The following is a 20401-nucleotide window of genomic DNA, read 5'->3' on the forward strand; positions in this document are numbered from 1 at the left end:
CATCTGGCACTTCCCGCGATGCGCTCGCGCTACCTGTTGTGATCGTCGCCGGATGTGGCCATACAGAATCAACGTGTCGATCGAGAGGAACGCGCCGTGGTTGACGCAACGCCAACGATGGGAACCCGGACGCCGGGTGCCGTGGCACGGCGGGCGCCTCGGCATCGCAAGTCCGTGACGAGGTCNTTCACGGTCGGNGGCGCCTACGGTTTCATCATCGCGTCCCTGCACGCCGACGGTTCGCTGGCGGACGTCAATCTGATCATGGCGAAGCAGGGGTCGACTCTGCGCGGGATGACCGAGACCGTCTCGTCGGCGATCTCGACTGGTCTGGCACANGGCGTGGCGCTGGTGACGTTCGTTCGGCAGTTCGCCGACCTGCGATTCGAGCCGGCGGGACTGACCGACGACCCGGAGATCCCACGGGCCACGTCGATCATCGATTACGTGGTGCGGCGCCTGGCCTTGGATTTCCTGCCGTTGGAGGACCGGGCCGCATTGGGCGTGCTCACGCCGCTGGAGCGCGCCGAGGTCGCGACCGAGCCCACACCGGTGCCGCCGACGTGGTCGGACACGCCGGGAATGCCGATGTTCGTGCCCTTCGAGATCCCAGTCCAGGTCTCGCCCTGAGAGGCTTCTGCCCGCTGGGGCGGTTCACGTGCTCTCGTCGGTAAGAACGTGACGTGCTGCGATCAGGGCGCTGTCGATGTCATCACAGATCGTGACGGATGGCAGCATGTCGAAGCTGGCGTGTGGGGCATTGAGGCAAGACGAGGTTCAGGCGTTCCATCCGTGAACGGCAAATTTTCGTCCTGCCTCGTAGAGTTCGATTCCGATTCGCGTGTAGGGGTAGGTATTGTCAGGGAGGCTATTCAGCGGAAACCAGGAGATTCGGGCACACTTGTGTGGTTCCGCGTTGACGGGCTCTCCGTCCCAGCGTGCCGGCCGGAAGAACAGTCCAAGTCGTCCTTCCCCGTGTTCGTTCCGAAAATGGACCGTCGAGGCGAGTTCCAGGGACCCGCGATCCAGATGGAGGCCGATTTCTTCGTGTGCCTCGCGGAGCATCGCGGCNGCGACGTCCTCGCCTTCTTCGAGCTTGCCGCTCGGGACATTCCACTCGTTATCCGCAAAACCGGTGCNGGATCGCAGGGCGAGGAGCACCTGGTCGCCGCGGACGAGGAGTAGCAGAACGTCAATGACGCTGGTATAGGCCACGGTTGGGATTCTCTTCCCTCGGCAGAGCGGGTGTTTGTCAGCGGGTGGTCGGGTCGAGGCCGAGAGCGGTGAGCTGTTCGGCGATCCAGTCGACGCGCTGGCTGGTGGACATGTTCGGCGGGATGTCGTATACGCGTTGTCCGACGCTGGCGCAGGTGCTGCGCACGACGCGGTCGGNGGCTGGCTGCATGTCGAGTACTTGGGACCGGTAGGGGTCCCCGACCTGCTGCTGGTCGAAGNGGTCGCAGCAGTAGAACACCGCGTCGTACACGTAGGACCAGGCCCGGCAGAACGTCTCTATCGCTTGGAGCACAGGACCGTGGGGTCCGTCGGGGCCGCCGGGCAGGACCAGCCAGGCGTACGCCAGCACGTTCGCGATCGTCTTGTCCGCGATGACCATCGTGTGGCCGCGGGCGGTGCGCAGCTGGCTGGACAGCTGCGCGGCGAACAGATCGACCTCGGTCTCCAGGTCGAAGCTGCCCTTGCCGTGGACGACGATTTCCTCGATGAACGGCGAGTTCCTCGCGGGTTCGGGCACAGCGGTGACGTGTACGCCGCGTTCCCGGTAGTAGGCGGCGAGGGCGTGGGTGAGGGTCGTCTTGCCGGAGGCGTGGGTGCCCTCGACCGCGATGACAAGGCAGTTCCGCAGCATCAGCGAGGTCCTTCCTCGACGAGCCGACGATCGCCGTCGACGCCGTGATGGCGCTTCAGCCGGACAGGACGGGCTGGCGGGCCGGTGCACATCAGGCGGTCTCGGTGCGGACGCTGGTGGTCTGGTCCCAGGCGGCGGCGTCGACGAGAGCGTCGAGGTGAAGGTCGTCCCACTGGTAGTGGCCGGTATTCCGTGCGGCGATCAGTGCGATCGCCAGCGCATGCCCGACGGACTGACGCAGCGGATCGAGCACTGCCAGCGAGCTGGCGGCCTCTGCCGCGTGGCCGCCAGGGGACCGGTCCAGGCCGTGGAGGCGGTGGCGGGCGCAGAGGTCTGCAAGTGTCGCCGGACCGGTCCTGTCCGCGGTGTCGAGGAGACGCGCGAGCCCGCGTTCGGGGTTCTCCTCGCCCCATGCGGCGGCGACGGANGTGATCCCTCGCACGGGCCGGNCGATGGCGGCGGTCAGGAGGGACAGCTCGCCGGNGAAGCGGTGGCCGGCGAGGACCGCGGCCTGACGTCGTGCCTGCACGAGCAGACCGTCGACCAGGGCGACGATCGCGGGTACGTCCGCTGCGTCCTGGGCGGCGACAGCGTGGAAACCGAACCGCAGCGTCGTGTCGGCAACCATCAGNAGGCGCCCCCGCGGCAGCCGCAGATACACCGCCCCGGCCGCGGCCGGAGAGAACCGATCGGTATGAACGACGGAGAACGCGGCCAACAGCGGGGTCCGCTCGGCGAAGGGCCGCCGTGCGGCCCCGAACGGCGTGTCGGCCCAGTCGAGGTTGGTCGCCTCACGCATCCGCGATCCTGAGCATGCCGCGTTGCGCCGGCGGCCGATCGGTCCGGGTGACCGTATGGATCGACCGTCCCAAGTACTTGGCGTAGTGGTTGCGCTTGAACCGGTAACGCGCCCAGATCGCGGTGATCGGCTCGTCGAGCAGGTTGCCCAACGGTTCCAACAGGTCGGGTGCGTCGTAGACCGGCCAGGCACTGGCCCGCCCCGACGGCCCGACGACGATCATGTGGCCTTCGGTGTCCGGGGTCCACGCCGTCAGCCGAAGCGCCGGCCGCCAGTCGTGCACGGCCCGCAGCTCGGTCAACCGCGCGAACGTCGCCGTGGCCTCGTCCACGCTGATGAACTCATGCTCGGCGAGGTCGAGCGCGTTGCCCTTGCGCAACGGCAGGATCAGCTTGAGTTTCCCGGCGTCGAGCAGGTCGGCGATCTGGTAGGTGAACGGCAACGCGGCCAGCGTCGAGCGATAGACCACCGCCGACAGCGACAGCGGCAGGCCCGCGTCCTGGAACGCCCGCACCCCAGCCATGACCGTGTCGTAGTCGCCCCGGACCCGGTTCGTGGTGGCCCGAGGCCCTTCCAACCCCACGTTGACAAAGCTGATCTTGCCGGCCAGGTGACGCGCATGCTGGAGGCCGCGCGTGGCGTTGGTGGGCACCCCGATCACGGTGCCGGCGAACATGTCGACGACGTCGACGAAATCCCTGCGCAGCAGCGGCTCACCACCAGAGAGGAACACCCGCGGAACCCCGGCCAGGTTGTCCCGCATCCGTTCCAGCGCGTCCAGGGTCGGGTCGGGCTCCTGCAAGACCTCCGAACAGAACGAGCAGTCGAAGTTACACCGCTTCGTGACCTGCACGATCACCGAGAGCGGGCCGGTTGCAGCTGCGGCGACCGTATCCAGATCCACCGAATCTGCAAGGCTGAAGTGATGCCCATCAGTGAAGATCACGGGCTCACCAGCGTGCGAACGTTCCTCATCGCGGGCGGACCGCGCCGCCACAGGAGCGACGGGCGGCGGAGGTGCGGAAGAAGCGATCATCAGTTCCTTCTCGACATGGGCCACGCGCGGCGAGGACTCAGCTGACCGCCGCTATCGTGACGGCGAGCTACCGCGCCGACGCTGAACGCCCCCAGCCTCCCAAGCAACCGGCCGACAAACATTCCCCACAGACAGAACATCCGATTCGGGCCGATGCACCATCGCTGACCTGCCCGAAAGCACTCCGGCGCGCCCACAACTTCGTCCCGACAGCAGCGAAACGTTCGGCTCCCTCCGGGGTCAGCCCGCACCGCGTCCCGGCTGGCGGGAGACCGCCGGCGGCGGCACCCGCAGCGCTTCACGTTCCGAGCGGCGGGGCGGGGCCTGCGATCATCGGTGGTGATCGAGGATCGTGGTCTGCACACGATGTTCTCCTACGGCCTCGCGTCCCTGATGCGGCAGCACGTGGTCGAGGTGAACGCCGCCGTGTCCTGGCTCGACGGGCTCGGCACGTGTCCGGGCAGGATCGACGTTGGTGCGCAGTTGGGGCAGGTGCTCAGGGTCGGCGCGAGCCCAGCCCAGGACTCTGGCGCGCTCCGGGCTAGGGTTTCGCCGTGACGCGTGATGAGATGCCGGAGATGAACGCTGTTGCACCTGGCCTGGAGGAAGGGGACCTTCGGATAATTGCGGAGGGCTTCGGGTTGGGGCCGGTTCGCCGGGTCGAGTTCCTCCCTGGCGGGATCATGAACCGTAATTGGCGGATTGAGACTGCCGCCGGGTCGTTTGCTCTCAAGCTCTTGTTGGACGTTTCTGCTGAGGTGGCGTGCCGTAACGCCCGCGTGTTGGTTGACTTGAGGGCCGCCGGGCTGCCGGTCTGTGCTCCTGTGCTGACTCCCGCCGGGGAGGTGCTGTTCCAGGCGGGGTCTGGCGATTATCTGGTCTCGTCCTGGGCGGAGGGGGCCCATCGCGAAGGGACTGATCTATCTTCGGGTGAAACAGAGTCATTCGGGTCGCTGGTAGCCNATATTCACAACGCGCTTCATGCACAGATCGGCGCTTCGCTGCCTGAGGCCGGTGAGGCTCCGCGGGCGAAGATAACCGCTGCGGAGCGGGCCCTTGAGAAGGCCGACCGCCTGCTGACCAGGATCGCTGTTATCCCCGAACCGACCAGTTTCGACATGGCTGCTCGGGACCTGCTCGCGGAGCGTAAGGTCCTCATCGAGAAACATCGGTCGTGCATACCGTCGGGGGGCACGGGCGGATGGTTGTTCGGCTGGACCCATGGCGATCTGCAGTACCGCAACGTCCTGCACCACGAGGGGACGGTCAGCGCAGTCCTTGACTGGGACCNCATTGCGGTCAGGCGGCTGGGTGAGGAGGTGGCGCGTACCGCGCAGGTCCAGTTCGGCGGTGAGCACGGCTATCTGGATCTGGAGCGGGTCGCGGCGTTCGTGACCGGCTACCGCGCTGTGAAACCGTTGCCGAGAGACGATCTGGTCGAGGCAGTGGATCGGCTGTGGTGGAAGCGCATGTCCGATTTTTGGATGTTCGAGTTTCACTACGACCGTGGCGATCATGGCCCTGATGCGCTGATGGAGCCCAGTGAGCGGCTGTTGGCGTGGTGGACGGACCAGCGTGATGAGGTGCAGGCCGCGTTCGCTGCGGGAGCCTGACCGGGGCCNGCCGGGCTTCCGCAGCGGACGCCTCAGAAATCGATCATGGTGCGGATGCCGCGTCGTGCGGTTGCGTGGTTGAATGCTTCGTTGATCTCGTTCAGCGGGAATCGGGTCGTGGCGATGTCGTCGGCGAGCAGCCGGTGTTCGGCGGCCATCCGTACGTACGCCGGGATGTCGTGGTGGGTGCGAACCTCGCCCATGACGGAGCCGGTGAGGCTTCGGCCGTGGCGGAGCAGGGCGCCGGGAACTTTGATCNCGCTGCCGGGTGGCATCATCCCGATGATGACGGCGCGTCCGCCGGGTGACAGTGCCTCGAACGCGGCCGAGGCCAGGGTGGGGTCACCGACGGCTTCGACTGCGATGTCGACTCCGTGCTGGTCGGTGGCGGCGGCGACAGCCGCGGGGATGGTGTCGTGTGCCGGGTTGATGGTGTGGGTCGCGCCGAGAGAGCGGGCGGCATGCCTGCGGTGGGCTTCGGGGTCGGCCGCGAGGATGCGGGTCGCGCCGGCGATTCTCGCGGCCTGGACGGCGCCCAGGCCGACACCGCCGCAGCCGATGACGAGTACGGATTGGCCGGGACGGATAGCCGCGGTGTTGAGGACGGTCGCCATCCCGGTGGTCAGGCAGCAGCCGAGCAGGGCGGCGGCGGCGAAGCTGACCTGCTCGGGAATGGGGATGAGTGCGGCGGCGTCGACGAGCATCAGCTCGGCGAGGGCGGACACGCCCAGGTATTGGCGGAACGGCTGGCCATTCAGGCTGAGTCGGGACTTCTGGCGTTGTTTGCCGCTGGAGTCGGTGCAGTAGACCATCCGTCCGGACAGGCAGTTCCCGCACTGGCCGCAGGGGATCTGGTCACAGACGAGGACTCGGTCTCCGGTGGTGAGCCCGGTGACGTCGGGGCCGAGGTGTTCGATGGTGCCGCTGGCTTCGTGGCCGAGCACGGTGGGGGCCGGGTAGGGGAACAGGCCGCGGGCGAAGTGCAGGTCGGTGCCGCAGATGCCGACGCTGGCGGTGCGGACGAGGACCTCGCCGGGGCCGGGCGTGCGGAGCTGGATGGGCTCGATGGTCATGGGNGTGCCGGGGGTGTGCAGGACGGCGGCCTTGGCGGTGAGGGTGGTCATGGCGATCTCCTGTTTCGCGGTCGGGGTCAGCAGGGCAGGCGGGTGACCGCGAGGGCCGCGGCGACTTGTTCGAGGTAGGCGGGGGCCGGAACGTCGGGGATTTTCAGCACGAGGGTCTGGTTGCGGAACTGCTGGTAGCGGGGAAAGTCCGCCGGGTGGGGTGGGGTCCATCGGCCGCGCAGGTGGGGCCAGTACGCCGCGATCAGGTCGGGGCGTTGGAGCAGCGGAGTCGACAGCCAGTCGGGGTAGAGCGCCCGGACGGGCACGCCGACGTTTTTGCAGGCGCTGAGCAGGGCGGCGGGGTCGGTGATCGGAGTGAGCAGGGTGAACGGCGCCCCGTACCAGCCGCGTACCGAATCCTCCGGCGCGCTGACAGGCTGGAGCGGTAGGTCGCGGTCCTCGATGAGCTGGGTGAGGTAGCTCAGGTTGGCGGCGCAGGTAGCCATCCGGTCGGACAGGGTACGGACCTGCTCGGTGGCGATCACTGCGGCCAGGGCGGGGATGCGGTACTTGTAGGAGGCTGCTGCCGGGGCCAGCGCCAGCAGGTCGGGGTCGGCGAGTTCGGCGGCGAGTCGGGTGGGATGGTGCCCGACCGTCATCGCGCGCTCGTAGAGAGTGCGGCTGTTGGTGGTCAGGACGCCGCCTTCGCCCCCGGAGACCGCCTTGGATTCCTGAAGGCTGAAGCAGCCGGCGTTCCCCCAAGACCCGACCGGGCGTTTCCGGTAGCGGGCGCCGTGGGCGTGGGAGCAGTCCTCCACGACCGGGTCGGGCAGGTGGGTGAACTGCTCCATGGGCGCGGGGATNCCGAAGGCGTGCGTGACCAGGACCGCCGAGTGCTGCCCGGTGTTGAGCTGGGCGGGGTCGAGATTGGGCGAGTCCGGGGCGAGGTCGGTGAAGACGGGGTGGCTTCCTGCGTGGAACGCGGCGGTGATCGCCGAGATCCACGTCATCGGTGACATCGCCACTCCGGCGTCGGGGTGGACGCCGACCGCATGCAGCGCTGCGTGCAGCGATGCGGTGCCGGAATTGAACGACAGCGCGTGGTCGGTGCCGGTCAACGCGCGGAAGGCGTCTTCCAACGAGGTGCAGGCGGGACCCCGGCCGATTTCCGACAGCGACCCCGACCGCAGGAGCGCGGTGACCGCAGTGATCTCGGCATCGCCGTACTTGCGGCGGCGGGGGAAGGGCAAGGTCACCCTCGGCTGGGCGTCCCTCATGCGCTTGGGCGGTACGGGACGCGGTGCCCGGCGGCATCGGCGGGGATGCGGTGCAGGTGCAGGCCGCTGGCCCCGTCAGGCAGAGCCCATGACAGCCAGAACACGTACAGGTCCGCGTCGCCGGTGACGGCGAGCACGTCGTGCTCGATACCGGCCGCGGTGTAGAGGATGTCGCCGGGCTGGACGTCGTGGTCGGCGTCGCCGAGTCGGATGACGCCCGTGCCGGAGGCGACGAACCAGAACTCGTCGAAGTCGTGGTGGTGCCGGTCGAAGTGGCTGGTGCCGTCGGCGCGCAGCCGGAACCGTCCGGCGGAGTGCGCCAGACAACCGGCCGGGCGGTTGCCGGGCGTCCAACGTTGGGCGGATGCGGTGCGGATCAGGGCCATGAGGGAGCTCCTTGAGGCCGTAGGGCGGGGAGAACGGTCGGGGTCTCGGCAGTGATCGCTGACAGGTCGGCGGTGAGAACAGCGGCGAGAAGGGCCGCGGGTTGCTGCTGGCCGCGGGTGAGGTGGAACAGCAGCAGGGAGGTGGCGATGCGGNCACGGTGCACGGTCAGCGCCCAGGTGTCGTCGACGCTGATGCCGTCGGGGAAGTAGCCCTCGATCAGCGCCAGGCTCAGGTGCGGGTGTTCCTGCACGGTGAATCCGGCCAGGTCGGCGAGGGGATCCCCGCCGCGGACGCTTTCCAGGTCGATGAATCCGCTGGTCGTGGTGGTGTCGGGGTCGTAGAAGATGTGCCGGGCCGCACAGTCGCCCAGCAGCAGATGAGGGCCGGTGTCGCGGAGGCGCCACAGATGGCTGGTGATGATCTGACGGGCGGAGGCGGCGAGCCCGCCGCTGGGGTCGACGGGTAGCCGCCCAGCTGTCCGCGGGCGGAGCGAGTCCAGGAGTGATCGGTACGGCCCGCTGCCGGTCGGGGTGAGCCTGCCGTACCCGCCGACCGTGATGCCGTGCGCGCGGCGCAGGAGCCTTCCGGCGTGCTGGGCGGCGCGGAGCACCCACGCCGAGGGTGTGCCCGGGGCCGTGCCACCGAGGGGAAGNCCGGGACAACGGGTCTCGACACAGGCCGTGGAGTCGTGCCAGAGCACTTGGGGTGCCGGGATGCCCTGGGCGGCCAGGACTTGGGCAGCCCAGGCGGCGGTCGCGTACCTGGGCGGGGGCGCCAGCGCCACCTTGATGATCAGACGTTCGCCGCTGATGGCGCGGGCGGTGAAGACGGTGTTGTCGGCGCCGCCTGCGCCCGGTGTCAAGCCGGTCCGGTCCACAGCGACGCCCGCGGCGCGAATCCGGGCGGCGAGCCCCTCGGCCGGGGGGCGATCCGCCGAGTTCACGGCTGCACCTGCCGTACGTGGGCGGGGGCACCGGAGCGCGCCGAACGCAGGGCGGCGTCGAGCAGAGCGATGGAGCCGAGCCTGGTAGGGACGGCCGGGCCACCGTGGACAGCATCGATCATGGCGGTGATGCGTGGGCCGTGGCCGTCGACGGGGAGTTCGAGCTCGGTGCTGGCTGTCCCGGCGGGTCCCAGGGTCGTGATGGTCCGCTGGCCATCCCAGCGGCACCCGTCGCCGGTGGGCAGGTCGATCCTCCAGTGCCCGTCGGCGCTGGTCCGTTGCCCGATGCCGGCGAACCCNCCATGGAAGGTGAACACCGAGTCGTCGGCGAACCGTAAGTGCGCCGAGGCGGTGGAGCAGTGGCCGCCGGGCAGCGGCAGCGGTGTCTCGACGCAGGTCACGGAGACGGCCATGGCAGCAATCAGGTGCTGGATCTGGTCGAAGGCGTGCACCGCCAGGTCCTGGATGGCGGGATGGGGTAGCCGGGACCGGAATCCGGCCGCAGGAAGAGACACGAACATGTCCGTGCTGACCGTGTACGGGCCTGGGCTGAGCGTCCGGGCCGCCTGGCAGAAAGCCAGGAACCGCCTGTCGTCGCCGCGGTTGCTCATGACGGCCAACACACGGCCCTGCACGCGGGCCAGCTCCACCAGATTGACGGCGTCATCCAGGCTCAGCGTGAGCGGCTTTTCGGTGAAGACGTGCGCCCCGTGTTCCAGGGCCGTGCGCGTGCNGGCGGCGTGGATGTCGGCCGGAGTCAGGTTGACGACGATCTGCGGCCTGGTTGCCGTGAGCGCCGTTTCCAGGCTCGGGAAGACCGGAACATCGACCAGGCCGCCCCGTCGACCGAGACGGGATGCGGCGTTCACGTCGGGGTCGGCCAGCGCGGTGATGGTGATGCGAGGGTCAGCGGCCAGGTGGGTGACCCACCGCTTCGCGATCAGCCCGCACCCGAGGACGAGGGTGTTCACCGCGCACCTTCCAAATACGGGGTGAGCAGCCTGATTGCCTGGTCGAGTACCTGACCGGCGGCGGGAGCTGCATTGACGGGCAGGCAGGTCGGGGTGAGCGGATCGGCGAAGTGGGTGTGGAACCCGCGGGTGAAGTCCGCGTCGAAGTACAGCGACGGCATCCCGACCCGGGCGCGGGCACGCGCCGCTACCACCTGATGATCGGCCTGCAGGAGCAGGGTCACCGCAGGCAGTACCGCCAGACCTCGGTCCACCTGGCGGCAGACCAGCGCTCGGGCCGTGGCGTTGNCATCCAGCCCTTGCATGAGGCCGACCGCACGCACGTGAGCCAGTAGCGTGTCGACCGTCCGGTCGAGGATCACATGGGAGCCGCCGTCGGCGGCCGTCTGGGCGCGACGCTGCCGGAGTTCCTCGATGTCCAGGTGGACAGCCAGCAGCGCGAGCTGGTCGGTTTCGTCACGGACCGGTCGGGCCGACAGCGCGGACGGGTCCGGCGCGGCTTGGTAGTAGCAGGACACGACGCTGGTGTTGCCGAGGCGGGCGGCCAAGGCGAGCGCGAGCGTGGTCTTGCCCGTGCACGACACCCCTTCGATACCGATGATCACGATCGTGTTCCCTTGTCGCGGTGGGCTTTCGGAGCGGGCGTGGTAGTGGCGTGCTGACGGCCGAGCAGGGCGTCGGCGACCGCCAGCCAGGGGCCGACGCTGCGCAGCAGGTAGGCGGCCAGCAGCTCGACGCAGTCCCGCCCGACCGTGCCCGCCGACGTGTGTTCTGAGCGGGTCTCGGCGGTCAGGACGGCCGGAACCACGGCCGTGAGGACAAGTCCGGCCCCTGCGGTCGCCTGCAGCGCCCGGCCGGACCTGGGCGCGGCGGCGGTGACGAGGGCCACCCCCGTGACCGGGCCGGCACCCAGCCAGGCGGCTGCCCGGTAGGTGGCGATCCCGGCGAGCAGGTACCGGTGGCGACGGGTCCCGTCACCGGTGCGCGCCGCCGCACGCAGGATCGTCGGGTAGTCGAGGTAGGAGCCGAACCACCGGCGGCCCTGGGAGATGATCTCTGTGACGCAGGCCGGCGATGGAACGGTCGTTGTTCGGGGGACGCTCGCCGTGGGGATGCCGCGCAGGGTGAGGGGCACCCCGGTGGGCACGTCGTCCAGCACGCTGCTCTCGCAGAGTCCGCCGATCTCGGCGAGGATGTCTCCTCGAACGAACAGGCCATGGCCGACGGGCTGTGCCAATCCCGCCCGAAGCAGAGCCGCTGGACGACGGCTGAGGGTGCCGGCGTGGTAGCGGCGGGCGTAGGGGATCTCGCGGCGCAACGTCCACACCGATTGGAGCGTCGCCGACCCACGCACCAGCCCCCGGGCAAACCCACGGCCAGCGGCCTGCGGTGCGGCGTGCAGGGCGTGCTGCTGGACAACGGACGGTCTGCCCCGCCGCGAGGAGAGCAACGCGTACACCACGGTCAGGTCCTCGACGGTGGGCCTGGAGTCGATGTCGTAGACCGCGAGGTATCCGCCGGGCGGCAACCCGCGGGCGGCGTAGTTCACCTGAGCCGCTTTGCGGCCAAGCCCGGGATAGGTGACGTGGCGGACTCTCTTGTGGGGCGCGTCGGTGAGAAGCTGACCGATCACCTCCCGGGTCAGGGGTGTTCGGGCGAGGACCGTGGCAGCGATCTCGACGGGCAGGTTGCCGCCCGTGGATGCCCGCCGGGCGGCTCGTAACGCCGCGAGTTCCTCCACCGAGAGCTGCGGGAATTCCGCCGCTCGCAATCGGCTACTGCGACTGACCGCGCGGGCGATCAGGTCCCGTTCGTGTTCCTCACGCGCGGTGNACACCATCGTCAATGACATGCCGGGAAAGGCCGGCAGGATCGTCTTCCACCAGGCCAGCGCCGTGCCGACATGCGCCTGTTCGCGTAGCACTGGAACGATGACATGCACTTCAGGCCACCGCGCTCCTGCGGACGGCTCGAACGGATGGGAGCCTGCGTCACGAAGCCAGGTGTGGGTGCGGGCCAACTGCCAGGCTCCCACGGTGTGCCGGGCCGTGAGGCTCACCGCGCAGGTCCAGGCAACGGCTCGCAGGGCGTCAGCGGCCATCGGATTCGGCCTCCTCCACGGCCCGCAGGAACTGACGGTAGAGATCCCCAGGCCGTCCCGGCGGGTAGCCTTCGCGCCACGGTTTGGCCGGCCCGGCGAAATGCAGGATGGAGGCATCCGGTTCGTCGGCCAGCAGCATCGCCAACGGCGCGTAGGGCTCTGCGTCGTCGTGGCGGTAGGTGGGCTGGGCGGCCAGCGGCGAGAGAGCGAAGGTGTTCCAGCGGCGGTCCAGCCGACACCACTGATCGTCGACGGCGACGTTCAACGCGTCCTGGTCCCACAGCCGCGCCTGTTCGGGGNGGTCGGCCAGGAAGCCGCGAGCGCGGGAGAACACCTCCTGGCGTTCGCATGCAGGCAGGTCCAGCAGCATGACGCCGGAGTTGAAGTAGTCACGGCCGGCCGGCAACCCCAGCTCCGCCCAGCCGGGCAAGGCGATCCCGGCCCCGATGACCGGGTTCTGCGGGTCGCGGACCGCACCGATCGCGGCACCCTCCAGAGAGGCGAGCAGCAACGGACGCAGATCCGCCAGCACCAGCGTGTCGACATCCAGGTAGAGAACCCTGCCGCGGTAGCCGAGCGTGTCGCCGATCGCCAGCCGTAGATAGACCGCCGCTGACACCCAGCCCGACACTGGCCCGGCCGCCGACGGAACGACCTGGTGAAAAGCGATGTTCACCGACAAGCGGTCGGCGTGCCATCGCACCCGCTCCCGGCTAGCGGCTGCCAGCTCGTCATGCAGTACCAGCACCTGCACGTCGGAATGGGCGCCGGTTGCGTTCAGCGACTCCATCAGTACACACAGCGGTCGGGCGTACCGGTCGTCTAGGCAACACACGATCGGCGTGAGCGGGTTGCTCACCGCGCCNCCCCCGCCGTGGTAGTCATCCGGTCACGCTTCCGCCCCACGGGCCGGGCCAGCCCGCCGCGCAGATCCATCCGCCCTGCCCGGCCCCGCACGGAGGCCGGGCGGGTGGCGACATCCAGGTGGTGCCGGCGCGGATCGCCGGCGGGCAGGTTGACGGCAGCGCGATCCGGAACGTGGACTCCGTAGAGATCGAGGCCGGTCACAGATGCCTCCCAGGACGTGGGCCGAACATGTCCACCCATGCGGCGGCGATAGACGCACGTTGCGCCGGGGCCACCTCATAGAAGCCGGGCAGGTGCGGCTGTTCGNCCAGCAGCGCGGCGGCCACGGTCATTTCAGCCTTGACGAGGTGGATCGCCGATCCCATCGCCGAGGTGTGCAAGAAGTTCACGGCGTTGCCGTTGCCGAGCAGGAAGAACGACCGTCCGTTCTGGGAACGGATGCGGGAGACGNCAGGGAGAATGCTGCTACGGAGGTAGCCGCTACCGGGCTCAAGCAGGCCGCCCAGGTCGAATTCGTCGTCACGGGACGTGGCCCCCGCCAGGAACGCACCTTCCTTCAACAGCGGAAGATGCTTGGCNGAAAGAGCNCGGTTACCGGTCGCGGAAAAAACCAGATCGGAGCAGGCGAGCGCCTCGGTCAGATCCGCCGACGCGTACCCGACCGACAGTGNCTGTGCCTGGCGAACCGGGTCGGTGTCCAACACGAGGACCCGCACATGCCGGGAATGCAACGCGGCAGCGATCCCGGCACCGATTTTCCCATACCNCAGCACGCATGCCTGACGGCCTTGCATCACCTCGCCCAGATGACGCAACAGCGTCTCNACGGAGAACACGATCGCCTGACCCACGAGCCGGTCCTCGGGTTCCTTCAGTGGACTGCGGGCCACGCTGAAGACCGGGCACGGCAACTCCGGCAACGCTTCATACCGACNCTGCCCGTTCTCGGTGTCTTCGACCACCCCAGCGACCTGTCCCGGCAACCGCACACACAGCTCCTGCAGCGCAGGCGCGAAGTAGCCACCGATGTCAACCAGCACCACACGGCGACCCTCGGCACGACTCCGGATGTAGCCGACGAGCCAATCCGGGTCGGCGAAGCGGACGCGGTCGAGCTCGTCGCACCGGTAAACCCGTGCAGTCTCCTCCAAGACGAACTCGTTGGCTGACTTCGGTTTGGGTAAAACGGCGGCAATCCTGGTGGTGTGGCCGAGAGCGGACAAGAATTCCATCTGCCCTGGCAAGAGATGTGTGATGACCAAAGACGCCGCGGATGTGACCGGCAGCGTGGACGCCAGCCAGGCGAAAAAGGCCGCGGGCGCCGACGCAGCCGAGGCCGCGCTCGCACAGTTTTCGCCGATTTCCCGCAGGTCCTCCAAAAACGCTGCCACATGCGGAAGATCGTCCGGCGGCTCGTCGGTGTCCGCGAGTATGTCGGCTGCCGTCCAGCCCTGCCGGGAGGCCGCCTGGTCGCGGATCTGGGCGATCAATCGCCACGCCTGGTCCTCAGCGAGGATCAGCGGGCAGTTCTGCTCGCTACCATCTTCGTGGTGGACCCGGATCTTGAGCGCCCAGTGTCGGCCCGGACGATCATGGACCGGGCCTTCCAGCGCGGTGGCGTGGGTCACGGGTGAGGGGACGGGCTGCAGAGTCGACGCGTCAGCAGCCGCCGACCACTCTGTGCCACCGCCAATCGGCCGCAGATGGTAGGTGAGCCAGTCGGAACCCTCCTCGCCGGGCACGCCCACGATCACGCCAACCCGGCCACGCTGTGCGGTGTCGAGGGCCAGATCCCCCAGCCGAGGCCAGGACCGCAGCGTGACGTCCGCCGCCCCCGGCCCGCCGTGCGATGTGGTCATGCCGGGGACGGTAGGGCTCCCGCCGAACCCGAATATGAGTCAGGGGAATATGCGGGTCATCCGTCCAGGTGAAACCGGTCAGATATGCGCCGCAGCCTCTCCCGGGTGACGGCGCGTTCCGCGTAGACGAGGGAACGCAGGGTGGATCGCGCCATCGGATGGTTGCGAACCAGCTGCGGGGCAAGCCGCTCCGCCCACTCCAACTCGGTCAACGCCCGGTCCCGGTCGCCGTCCCACAACCAGGCCCGTGCCAGGTCAAGATGATGGTGGCCCTGTCGGGAGTTGGGCAGGGCAGCAATCACAGCCGGGTCCGTACGGGCGTCGAGCGCCAGCGCGCGAGTCTGATCCCCCATCTCCAATGCCACCGACACGGCGTGCACCGCGACGTTCCCNCTGGAGAACGTTAGCGAATGCCGGTCATAGACCTGCGGACCGGTTTCGGNGTCGACCCGATCAGCAGCGGACCGANCAAACGCGATCCGGTCGATCGCCTGCTCGGGATTGCCAGCTCGGGCAGCCGAGACCGCGGCCCGAAGGTGNAGAGACCCCCAGGCCCGCACGGCGAGCTGGTCACCGCGATCGTGGGCCGGTTCCAGACCCACCAGGGCCTTGTCCAGCAATGCGAGGGAATCGGCCCAGTCGGCGGTCGCCCACATGTCCCACGCCCGCATCCAGTCGGCGACAGCGGGCAGCACCGGATCGGCCGACAGCCCCGCGGCCCACGCCGCTCGGTCGCATGCCATCGCCACAAGCTCGGGGTGTCCCAGCGAGTGGGCCGCCGTGTGGCCGAACTTGCACATCACCCCGTAGAGCGCGAAACCCTCCTCGCGCTCTCGTCCGGTCGACACCTCCGCCAGTGCACTGGNCTCCCGTAGCAAGTCCGGCAGGGTCCNCAAGATCGCGACGTTCGCTGCGGCGTCCCGCAGTCGGTGGAGCCGGGTCATCTCACCCCACAACACCCGTGACGGACGGGGCGTCCCATCGAACACCGGCGCCAGGTCGTAGCGCCGCAGCTCCCGCACAATCGAGGACGCGGCAGCCTGCCACTGGTTCTCCGCCGGGGAGCTCGTGTAAGGGCGTCTAATTAGGTCGTTGGGGTGGATATGCAACTCAGCCGCGAGCTTGTTCAACAGACCGACCCGATCCAGTTCGATCAAGCCACGCTCCATCTTGGAGACCCAGCCCTGGCTACGCTTCAGAGCTGCAGCAAGATCAGCTTGGGTCATCCCCAACCGAAGCCGGGCACGCTTGGCGCGACGGCCGATCTCCTCCGCTTCTTCCAACATCAACACACCCCCAGCTCCGCCCGATCACGTCCGATGCTGACACCCTCACGCCCTACGCGGCACTCCACAACCACCAGCAACCTTTTTCGCAAGACTGATCAATCGCAGTGTGTCGTATNTGGCGGGACGTAGTACCACCGCGCCGGTAGGCGCTATCCGACGAGGTGNGGGGAGCTCATTCCCGTTTGCATGGTGTCCGCGGGATCAAGGGGCAGGTCACCTGCTGTCCCGGTGCGACGACGGCACGCCTAACCCCGCGAGGTTCGGCGGAGTAGGAAGGCGGCGATGGAGTGGGTGACGGTCCCGTTACGGTGGAAGTGATCCGTGCCGGTGCGGTGCGGTACGGCCGTCCGGCGCGGCACCGGGCATGGAACGGAGGTGGGGTGCGTGGTGAAGGTGAGCCTGCGGGTGGAGCAGAACGAGCTGCGTGCGCGGATGCGGGCGGTCGGGATGACGCACGAGGAAGCCGCGGTCGAGTTCGCCCGCCGCTACCGGCTGCGCCCCCGGGCGGCGTTTCGTCATGCGTTCGGGTGGACGTTGCAGGAGGCCGCCAACCAGATCAACGCCCATGCCAGCCGTACCGGCGTTGATCCAGATGGCATGCCGGTGATGAGCGGCCCGNGGTTGAGTGAGGTGGAGAACTGGCCGTTTCCCGATCGGCGCCGGCCGACTCCGCAGGTCCTNGCGCTGCTCGCTGCCGTGTACGGCACCGATGTTCATCGCCTTCTGGACCTTGAGGATCGGGAGCGGCTCAGCCCGCAGGACCGGCTGCTACTCAACCNCATGCGGTGGGACACCGCGGATTCCGACCGTCAGGCCCATGGGAATGCGGGCGCGCGAGGTGTACCGGGGCAGCGTGGGGTGGATCGGGTCGGCCCGGTGGCCTATGACCTGTTCCGTCGCGAGCAGGACGACGGCGGTGTGGCGCGGCCCGTGGCTGCCGGCGGTGGGTTTCTCGACGGTGACGAGGAGGAGCGGCTGCGCCGTGCGGTGTCCCGGCCGAGCCGAGTGGATGGTCGGGTGGTGGCGTCGTTGGCGGCGATCCTGGCCCAGCAGCGGGCAACTGAGGACCTGATCGGCTCGGCCCGGCTGCTGGTCCCGGTCGTGGCGCAGCTCGGCGAGGTGGAGCGGCTGATCGGCGAGGCGTCGGGGCGGGTGCGGGGGCCGCTGGTGGAGATCGGCGCGCAGTGGGCCGAGTTCGCCGGCTGGCTGCACATCTCCACCGGCCGCTGGCCGGCGGCACGTGGCTGGCTGGACCGGGCCGCGGAGTGGGCGTGGGAGGCGGACGAGGTCACCCTGCACGCGACCACGATCAGCTTCAAGGGACATCTCGCGTTCCACCTCGGCCAGCTCGACGCCGCGGTCGGCCTGTCGCGAGNGGCGTCGCGGGACGGGCGGGTGTGGGTGGGCCAGCGGGCCTACGACGCCCACCAGGAAGCCCGCGCCCATGCGCTCGCCGGCCAGCGCCGGCCGGCGGTCGAGGCGCTGGCGCGGGGGGCCGATCTTGTCGCCGCCGCGGCGGCGGACGAGGAGGCTGCTCCGGCGTGGATCTACTACTACACGCCGGAGTTCTACGCGTTGGAACGCGGCTGGGTCTGCCGCTACCTCGGCCGCGACGACCCGGCCTACAACGAGGAGGCGATCGTCTGCCTCACCCGCGGACTCGCCGGACTCGGTGACGCACGTACCTCCGGCTGGGCGGCGGAGTTCCTCTGCCACCTGGCCGCCGCCTACCTCCAGGCCGACAGCCCCGACCTCGCCGGCGCCGCCGGCATCGAAGCAGCCACGATCGCCACTGAGACGGGGTCGGCTCGGCTGCTCCCGCGGTTGCGGCGGCTGCACGCCGACCTGGCCGCACGCTGGCCGGGAAGCTCCGTGACGGCTGATCTGGGTGGAGCTCTTCTCCTTGGCCGGGACGGCGACAAGTAGTCCGGGCGGGCACGTCAACGATCGGCCTCGAAGGCCCGCCGGGCACGGAGGCTCTGTCGTTCGACGGTTCTGTGGTGTCGCGGCACGGGTGTACGGTGCGCGGGTGCCAGCATTCCTTATCTGCCAGTGGTGAATGGTTCCACCCGCGGGCTCGCCGTCATCGAGGCCGCCGCACAGCCTGCTGGCACCGCCCGGGACGGGCAGCGGGCCGGNACGGTTGGCGTCGGCTTCCTACTCGCCACCCAACCCGAGGTCGCGCAGCACACGGCCGTGCGTGATGTGTCAGGTGTGCAGGGGGACGATGCTCTCCGTGTCCCATCGGTAGGTGCGGCCGTCGCGGTACAGCCGTACCAGCCGTATTTCCATGACGGGCACCTCGATCGGGGGAAGGTCACGCAGGCCCGCGACCCGGCGGATGATCGGCTGTGCGGGCACGTCGCGGTTGCAGTAGGCGATGCCGACGTGAGGGCGGAAACGCCGGTCGACGGCGGGCAGGCCGCACGCGGCTGTCTCCTCGTCCACAGCGGCGCGGAGTTCGACCAACGGCTCCCAGGGCGTGACCGTGAAGCNGACCGCGCCGCTTGACCCAGCCAGCGGCCCGACCCGCATCCCGATCGCCGGCAGGCCACGACACCGCTGCGCGACCCGGCGGACAACCGTGGTGACGGCGGCGGTGTCGATCTCGTCGGTGAACGCGAGCCGGCGCACGGTGAGGTGCAGCCCGTCGGCGGGGACGGGGTCGAGGCAGTCGAACACGCGCAGCCGCTCCTGGCAGGTGGCGGCGAGGTCGCGCAGGGCGGCGCTGTCGAGGGTCAGGAACCAGTGGAAGCTGCGGCGGGCGGGGGTCCAGCCGGGCCGGTCCCAGTGATTGGTCATCGTGGTCAGGACACGGAAGCGTTCCCAGTCGTCGTGGACCGGGTCGTTCTCGCTCACCACGACCCGCCGGCGAGCGTCCGGGACACCTCGGCCAGTTCGGCGACGGTGGGCAGGGACCGCCAGGGCGCGGTGCGGCGGGCGAGTTCCTGGCCGCGCTGGCGGATGGACTCGATCGGCTGATTGCCTGCGCGGGTCAAAGCTTCGACGCCGAGGGTGGCGCTGTGTTCGGGGTCGGGGTCGTCGCCGGTAGTCAGCGCGGTGGCGATGTCGAGGGCGATGAGGACGTGGCTCCACGGGGAGCGTTCGGTGCCCGGCGTGTCGGTGGCGGTCTGTGCGTAGCTCTGGACGAGGGCGGTTTCTCCGGTGCCGACATGGGCGGTCGCGGCGTTTGCCGCGATCCGCGCGAGGCTGTAGGCGCCGAAGGAGATGCACGGTGACATGCCGGCGGGCAACTCAGCGCGTTCGGCGAGGTCGAACGCGCGGCCGACGGCTTCCCGCACGCCCTCACGATCGCCGAGCTGGCCCAGGGCGCGGGCTTCGCCGTTGACCGCCAGCCGGATCGCCTGNGGGCCGCCTGCGGTGTAGGTCTGTCCGTCGCGCGCCCGCTCCAGCGCCAGCCGGTAGTCGCCGGCGTAGTAGGCGCACAGGCTTTCCGTAGCCCGCACCCAGGCCACCAGGTCGCCGTCCTCCACGGCCACCGCGATGGTGAACNCCTCCGTGCAATGAGCGCGCGCGAGCAGGAAGTCACCGAGGTTCACCGCCATGTACCCGGCCAGCCCCGACAGCCGCGCGGCGACTCGAAGGAGCCGATGACGCTGCCGGGGTAGCTGCCAGCCCTCGATGAGAGTCTGCACTGCTTTCCGCTGCCGCACGACGAGGGGCATCAATGCGGCCGGGCCACGCGTCTCGTAGGACTCGATACAGTCATCAACGAAACTGTCGAGATAGTCGAGAAAAGACGTGTGGACGGACGGTGCAGAGAAATACCGCAGACGAAAACCCACATCGACCAGTTCCGCGTGGCGGTCATATCCAGTCTATCCAGTGCCTGGCGAAACTGTCGCGTCTACGGCAGGCGGGACGATTACCGAAGTGAAAGTGCGGATGTCCTTTCCGGCGATTCCGACCTCCGACACATCTCTCGGCACCGGCAGGTCCTCAGGCCGTGCCCGCCGGCTTCTCGGCGTTTTACTGATCAGGAGCGTGTCGGCGGGGGGCATGTGTTCGCGGTCGTCGAGGTCGAGGAGGTTGTCGATGCTGGTGCCGTAGACCTCGGCGAGTAGGGCGAGCATCTGCGGGGTGGGGCGCCGTCGGGGTGGGAGCGGCCAGGTTTCCAGTTGGGACAGCCAAGGGACNGTCATGGTGGCGGCGCCGTCGGGGTCGAGGCCGGTGCGGGCGGCGTGGGCGTTGATGCGGTCGGCGGCCTGCTGCTGGGTCCAGCCGCGGGCCTGCCGGTGGGCGGTGCGGGGGCGTAGCCGGTAGCGGCGGGTGAACTCGACGGCGATCTCGTCGTGGCTCATCCCGAC

The 20401-nt window shown here is 69.1% G+C and carries 8 protein-coding genes and 12 pseudogenes; 3 read left to right on the forward strand and 17 right to left on the reverse strand.

The genetic code is table 11. The features are described 5' to 3' along the window. Positions 1-777 precede the first annotated feature (777 nt). From UK94_RS33265 to UK94_RS30370, 8 genes and pseudogenes are all read right to left on the reverse strand, one after another. A partial coding sequence (locus UK94_RS33265; protein WP_235490730.1) for an NUDIX domain-containing protein occupies positions 778-1071 on the reverse strand: 294 nt, incomplete at its 5' end. Position 1072: 1 nt separating this feature from the next. Then, positions 1073-1139, reverse strand: a pseudogene (locus UK94_RS71045) (DNA mismatch repair protein MutT); the annotation flags it as partial. A gap of 1 nt (position 1140) precedes the next feature. Continuing rightward, positions 1141-1215 (reverse strand): annotated as a pseudogene (locus UK94_RS75540) (DNA mismatch repair protein MutT); the annotation flags it as partial. Positions 1216-1252: 37 nt separating this feature from the next. After that, positions 1253-1392 (reverse strand): annotated as a pseudogene (locus tag UK94_RS75545) (thymidylate kinase); the annotation flags it as partial. A 1-nt stretch (position 1393) separates the two neighbouring features. After that, a pseudogene (locus UK94_RS71050) lies at positions 1394-1454 on the reverse strand (hypothetical protein); the annotation flags it as partial. Between the two features lies 1 nt (position 1455). Beyond that, positions 1456-1867: pseudogene (locus UK94_RS30360) on the reverse strand (AAA family ATPase); the annotation flags it as partial. A 91-nt stretch (positions 1868-1958) separates the two neighbouring features. Then, positions 1959-2294 (reverse strand): annotated as a pseudogene (locus UK94_RS71055) (hypothetical protein); the annotation flags it as partial. 364 nt (positions 2295-2658) lie between these two features. After that, positions 2659-3726, reverse strand: a complete 1068-nt coding sequence (locus UK94_RS30370; protein ID WP_235490733.1) for a radical SAM protein — start codon at positions 3724-3726, stop codon at positions 2659-2661. Between the two features lie 312 nt (positions 3727-4038). On the opposite strand from UK94_RS30370, the gene UK94_RS71060 reads away from it, so the two are divergent. Further along, complete coding sequence (locus UK94_RS71060) at positions 4039-4260, forward strand: hypothetical protein (protein ID WP_235490735.1); 222 nt, start codon at positions 4039-4041, stop codon at positions 4258-4260. Further along, the coding region (locus UK94_RS71065; RefSeq protein WP_235490737.1) for a phosphotransferase at positions 4257-4664 on the forward strand (408 nt) is incomplete at its 3' end. The genes UK94_RS71060 and UK94_RS71065, both read left to right, overlap by 4 nt. 1801 nt (positions 4665-6465) lie before the next feature. On the opposite strand, the gene UK94_RS30390 is transcribed toward UK94_RS71065, so the two are convergent. From UK94_RS30390 to UK94_RS71075, 4 genes and pseudogenes are all read right to left on the reverse strand, one after another. Continuing rightward, positions 6466-7242: DegT/DnrJ/EryC1/StrS family aminotransferase (locus tag UK94_RS30390; RefSeq protein WP_235490740.1), on the reverse strand; the 777-nt coding region annotated here is incomplete at its 5' end. Positions 7243-7652: 410 nt separating this feature from the next. Beyond that, positions 7653-8042, reverse strand: coding sequence for a cupin domain-containing protein (locus tag UK94_RS30395; protein ID WP_055752546.1), 390 nt, complete (start codon positions 8040-8042; stop codon positions 7653-7655). 940 nt (positions 8043-8982) lie between these two features. Further along, the coding region (locus UK94_RS71070; protein WP_235490743.1) for a hypothetical protein at positions 8983-9285 on the reverse strand (303 nt) is incomplete at its 5' end. A 5555-nt stretch (positions 9286-14840) separates the two neighbouring features. After that, positions 14841-15176, reverse strand: a pseudogene (locus UK94_RS71075) (hypothetical protein); the annotation flags it as partial. Between the two features lie 1284 nt (positions 15177-16460). Here UK94_RS71075 and UK94_RS71080 point away from each other — a divergent pair. Further along, positions 16461-16691: pseudogene (locus tag UK94_RS71080) on the forward strand (hypothetical protein); the annotation flags it as partial. A 1590-nt stretch (positions 16692-18281) separates the two neighbouring features. On the opposite strand, the gene UK94_RS71085 reads toward UK94_RS71080, so the two are convergent. The 5 genes and pseudogenes from UK94_RS71085 to UK94_RS71105 all read right to left on the reverse strand — a co-directional run. After that, the coding region (locus UK94_RS71085; RefSeq protein WP_235490745.1) for a 2'-5' RNA ligase family protein at positions 18282-18568 on the reverse strand (287 nt) is incomplete at its 5' end. Position 18569: 1 nt separating this feature from the next. Then, a pseudogene (locus tag UK94_RS71090) lies at positions 18570-18875 on the reverse strand (2'-5' RNA ligase family protein); the annotation flags it as partial. A gap of 53 nt (positions 18876-18928) precedes the next feature. After that, positions 18929-19441, reverse strand: a pseudogene (locus UK94_RS71095) (transcriptional regulator); the annotation flags it as partial. A 471-nt stretch (positions 19442-19912) separates the two neighbouring features. Continuing rightward, positions 19913-20230 (reverse strand): annotated as a pseudogene (locus UK94_RS71100) (hypothetical protein); the annotation flags it as partial. Between the two features lies 1 nt (position 20231). Beyond that, a pseudogene (locus UK94_RS71105) lies at positions 20232-20395 on the reverse strand (hypothetical protein); the annotation flags it as partial. Positions 20396-20401: the final 6 nt, after the last annotated feature.

The sequence above is a fragment of the Frankia sp. AvcI1 genome (assembly GCF_001420875.1).
GTDB lineage: Bacteria > Actinomycetota > Actinomycetes > Frankiales > Frankiaceae > Frankia > Frankia alni.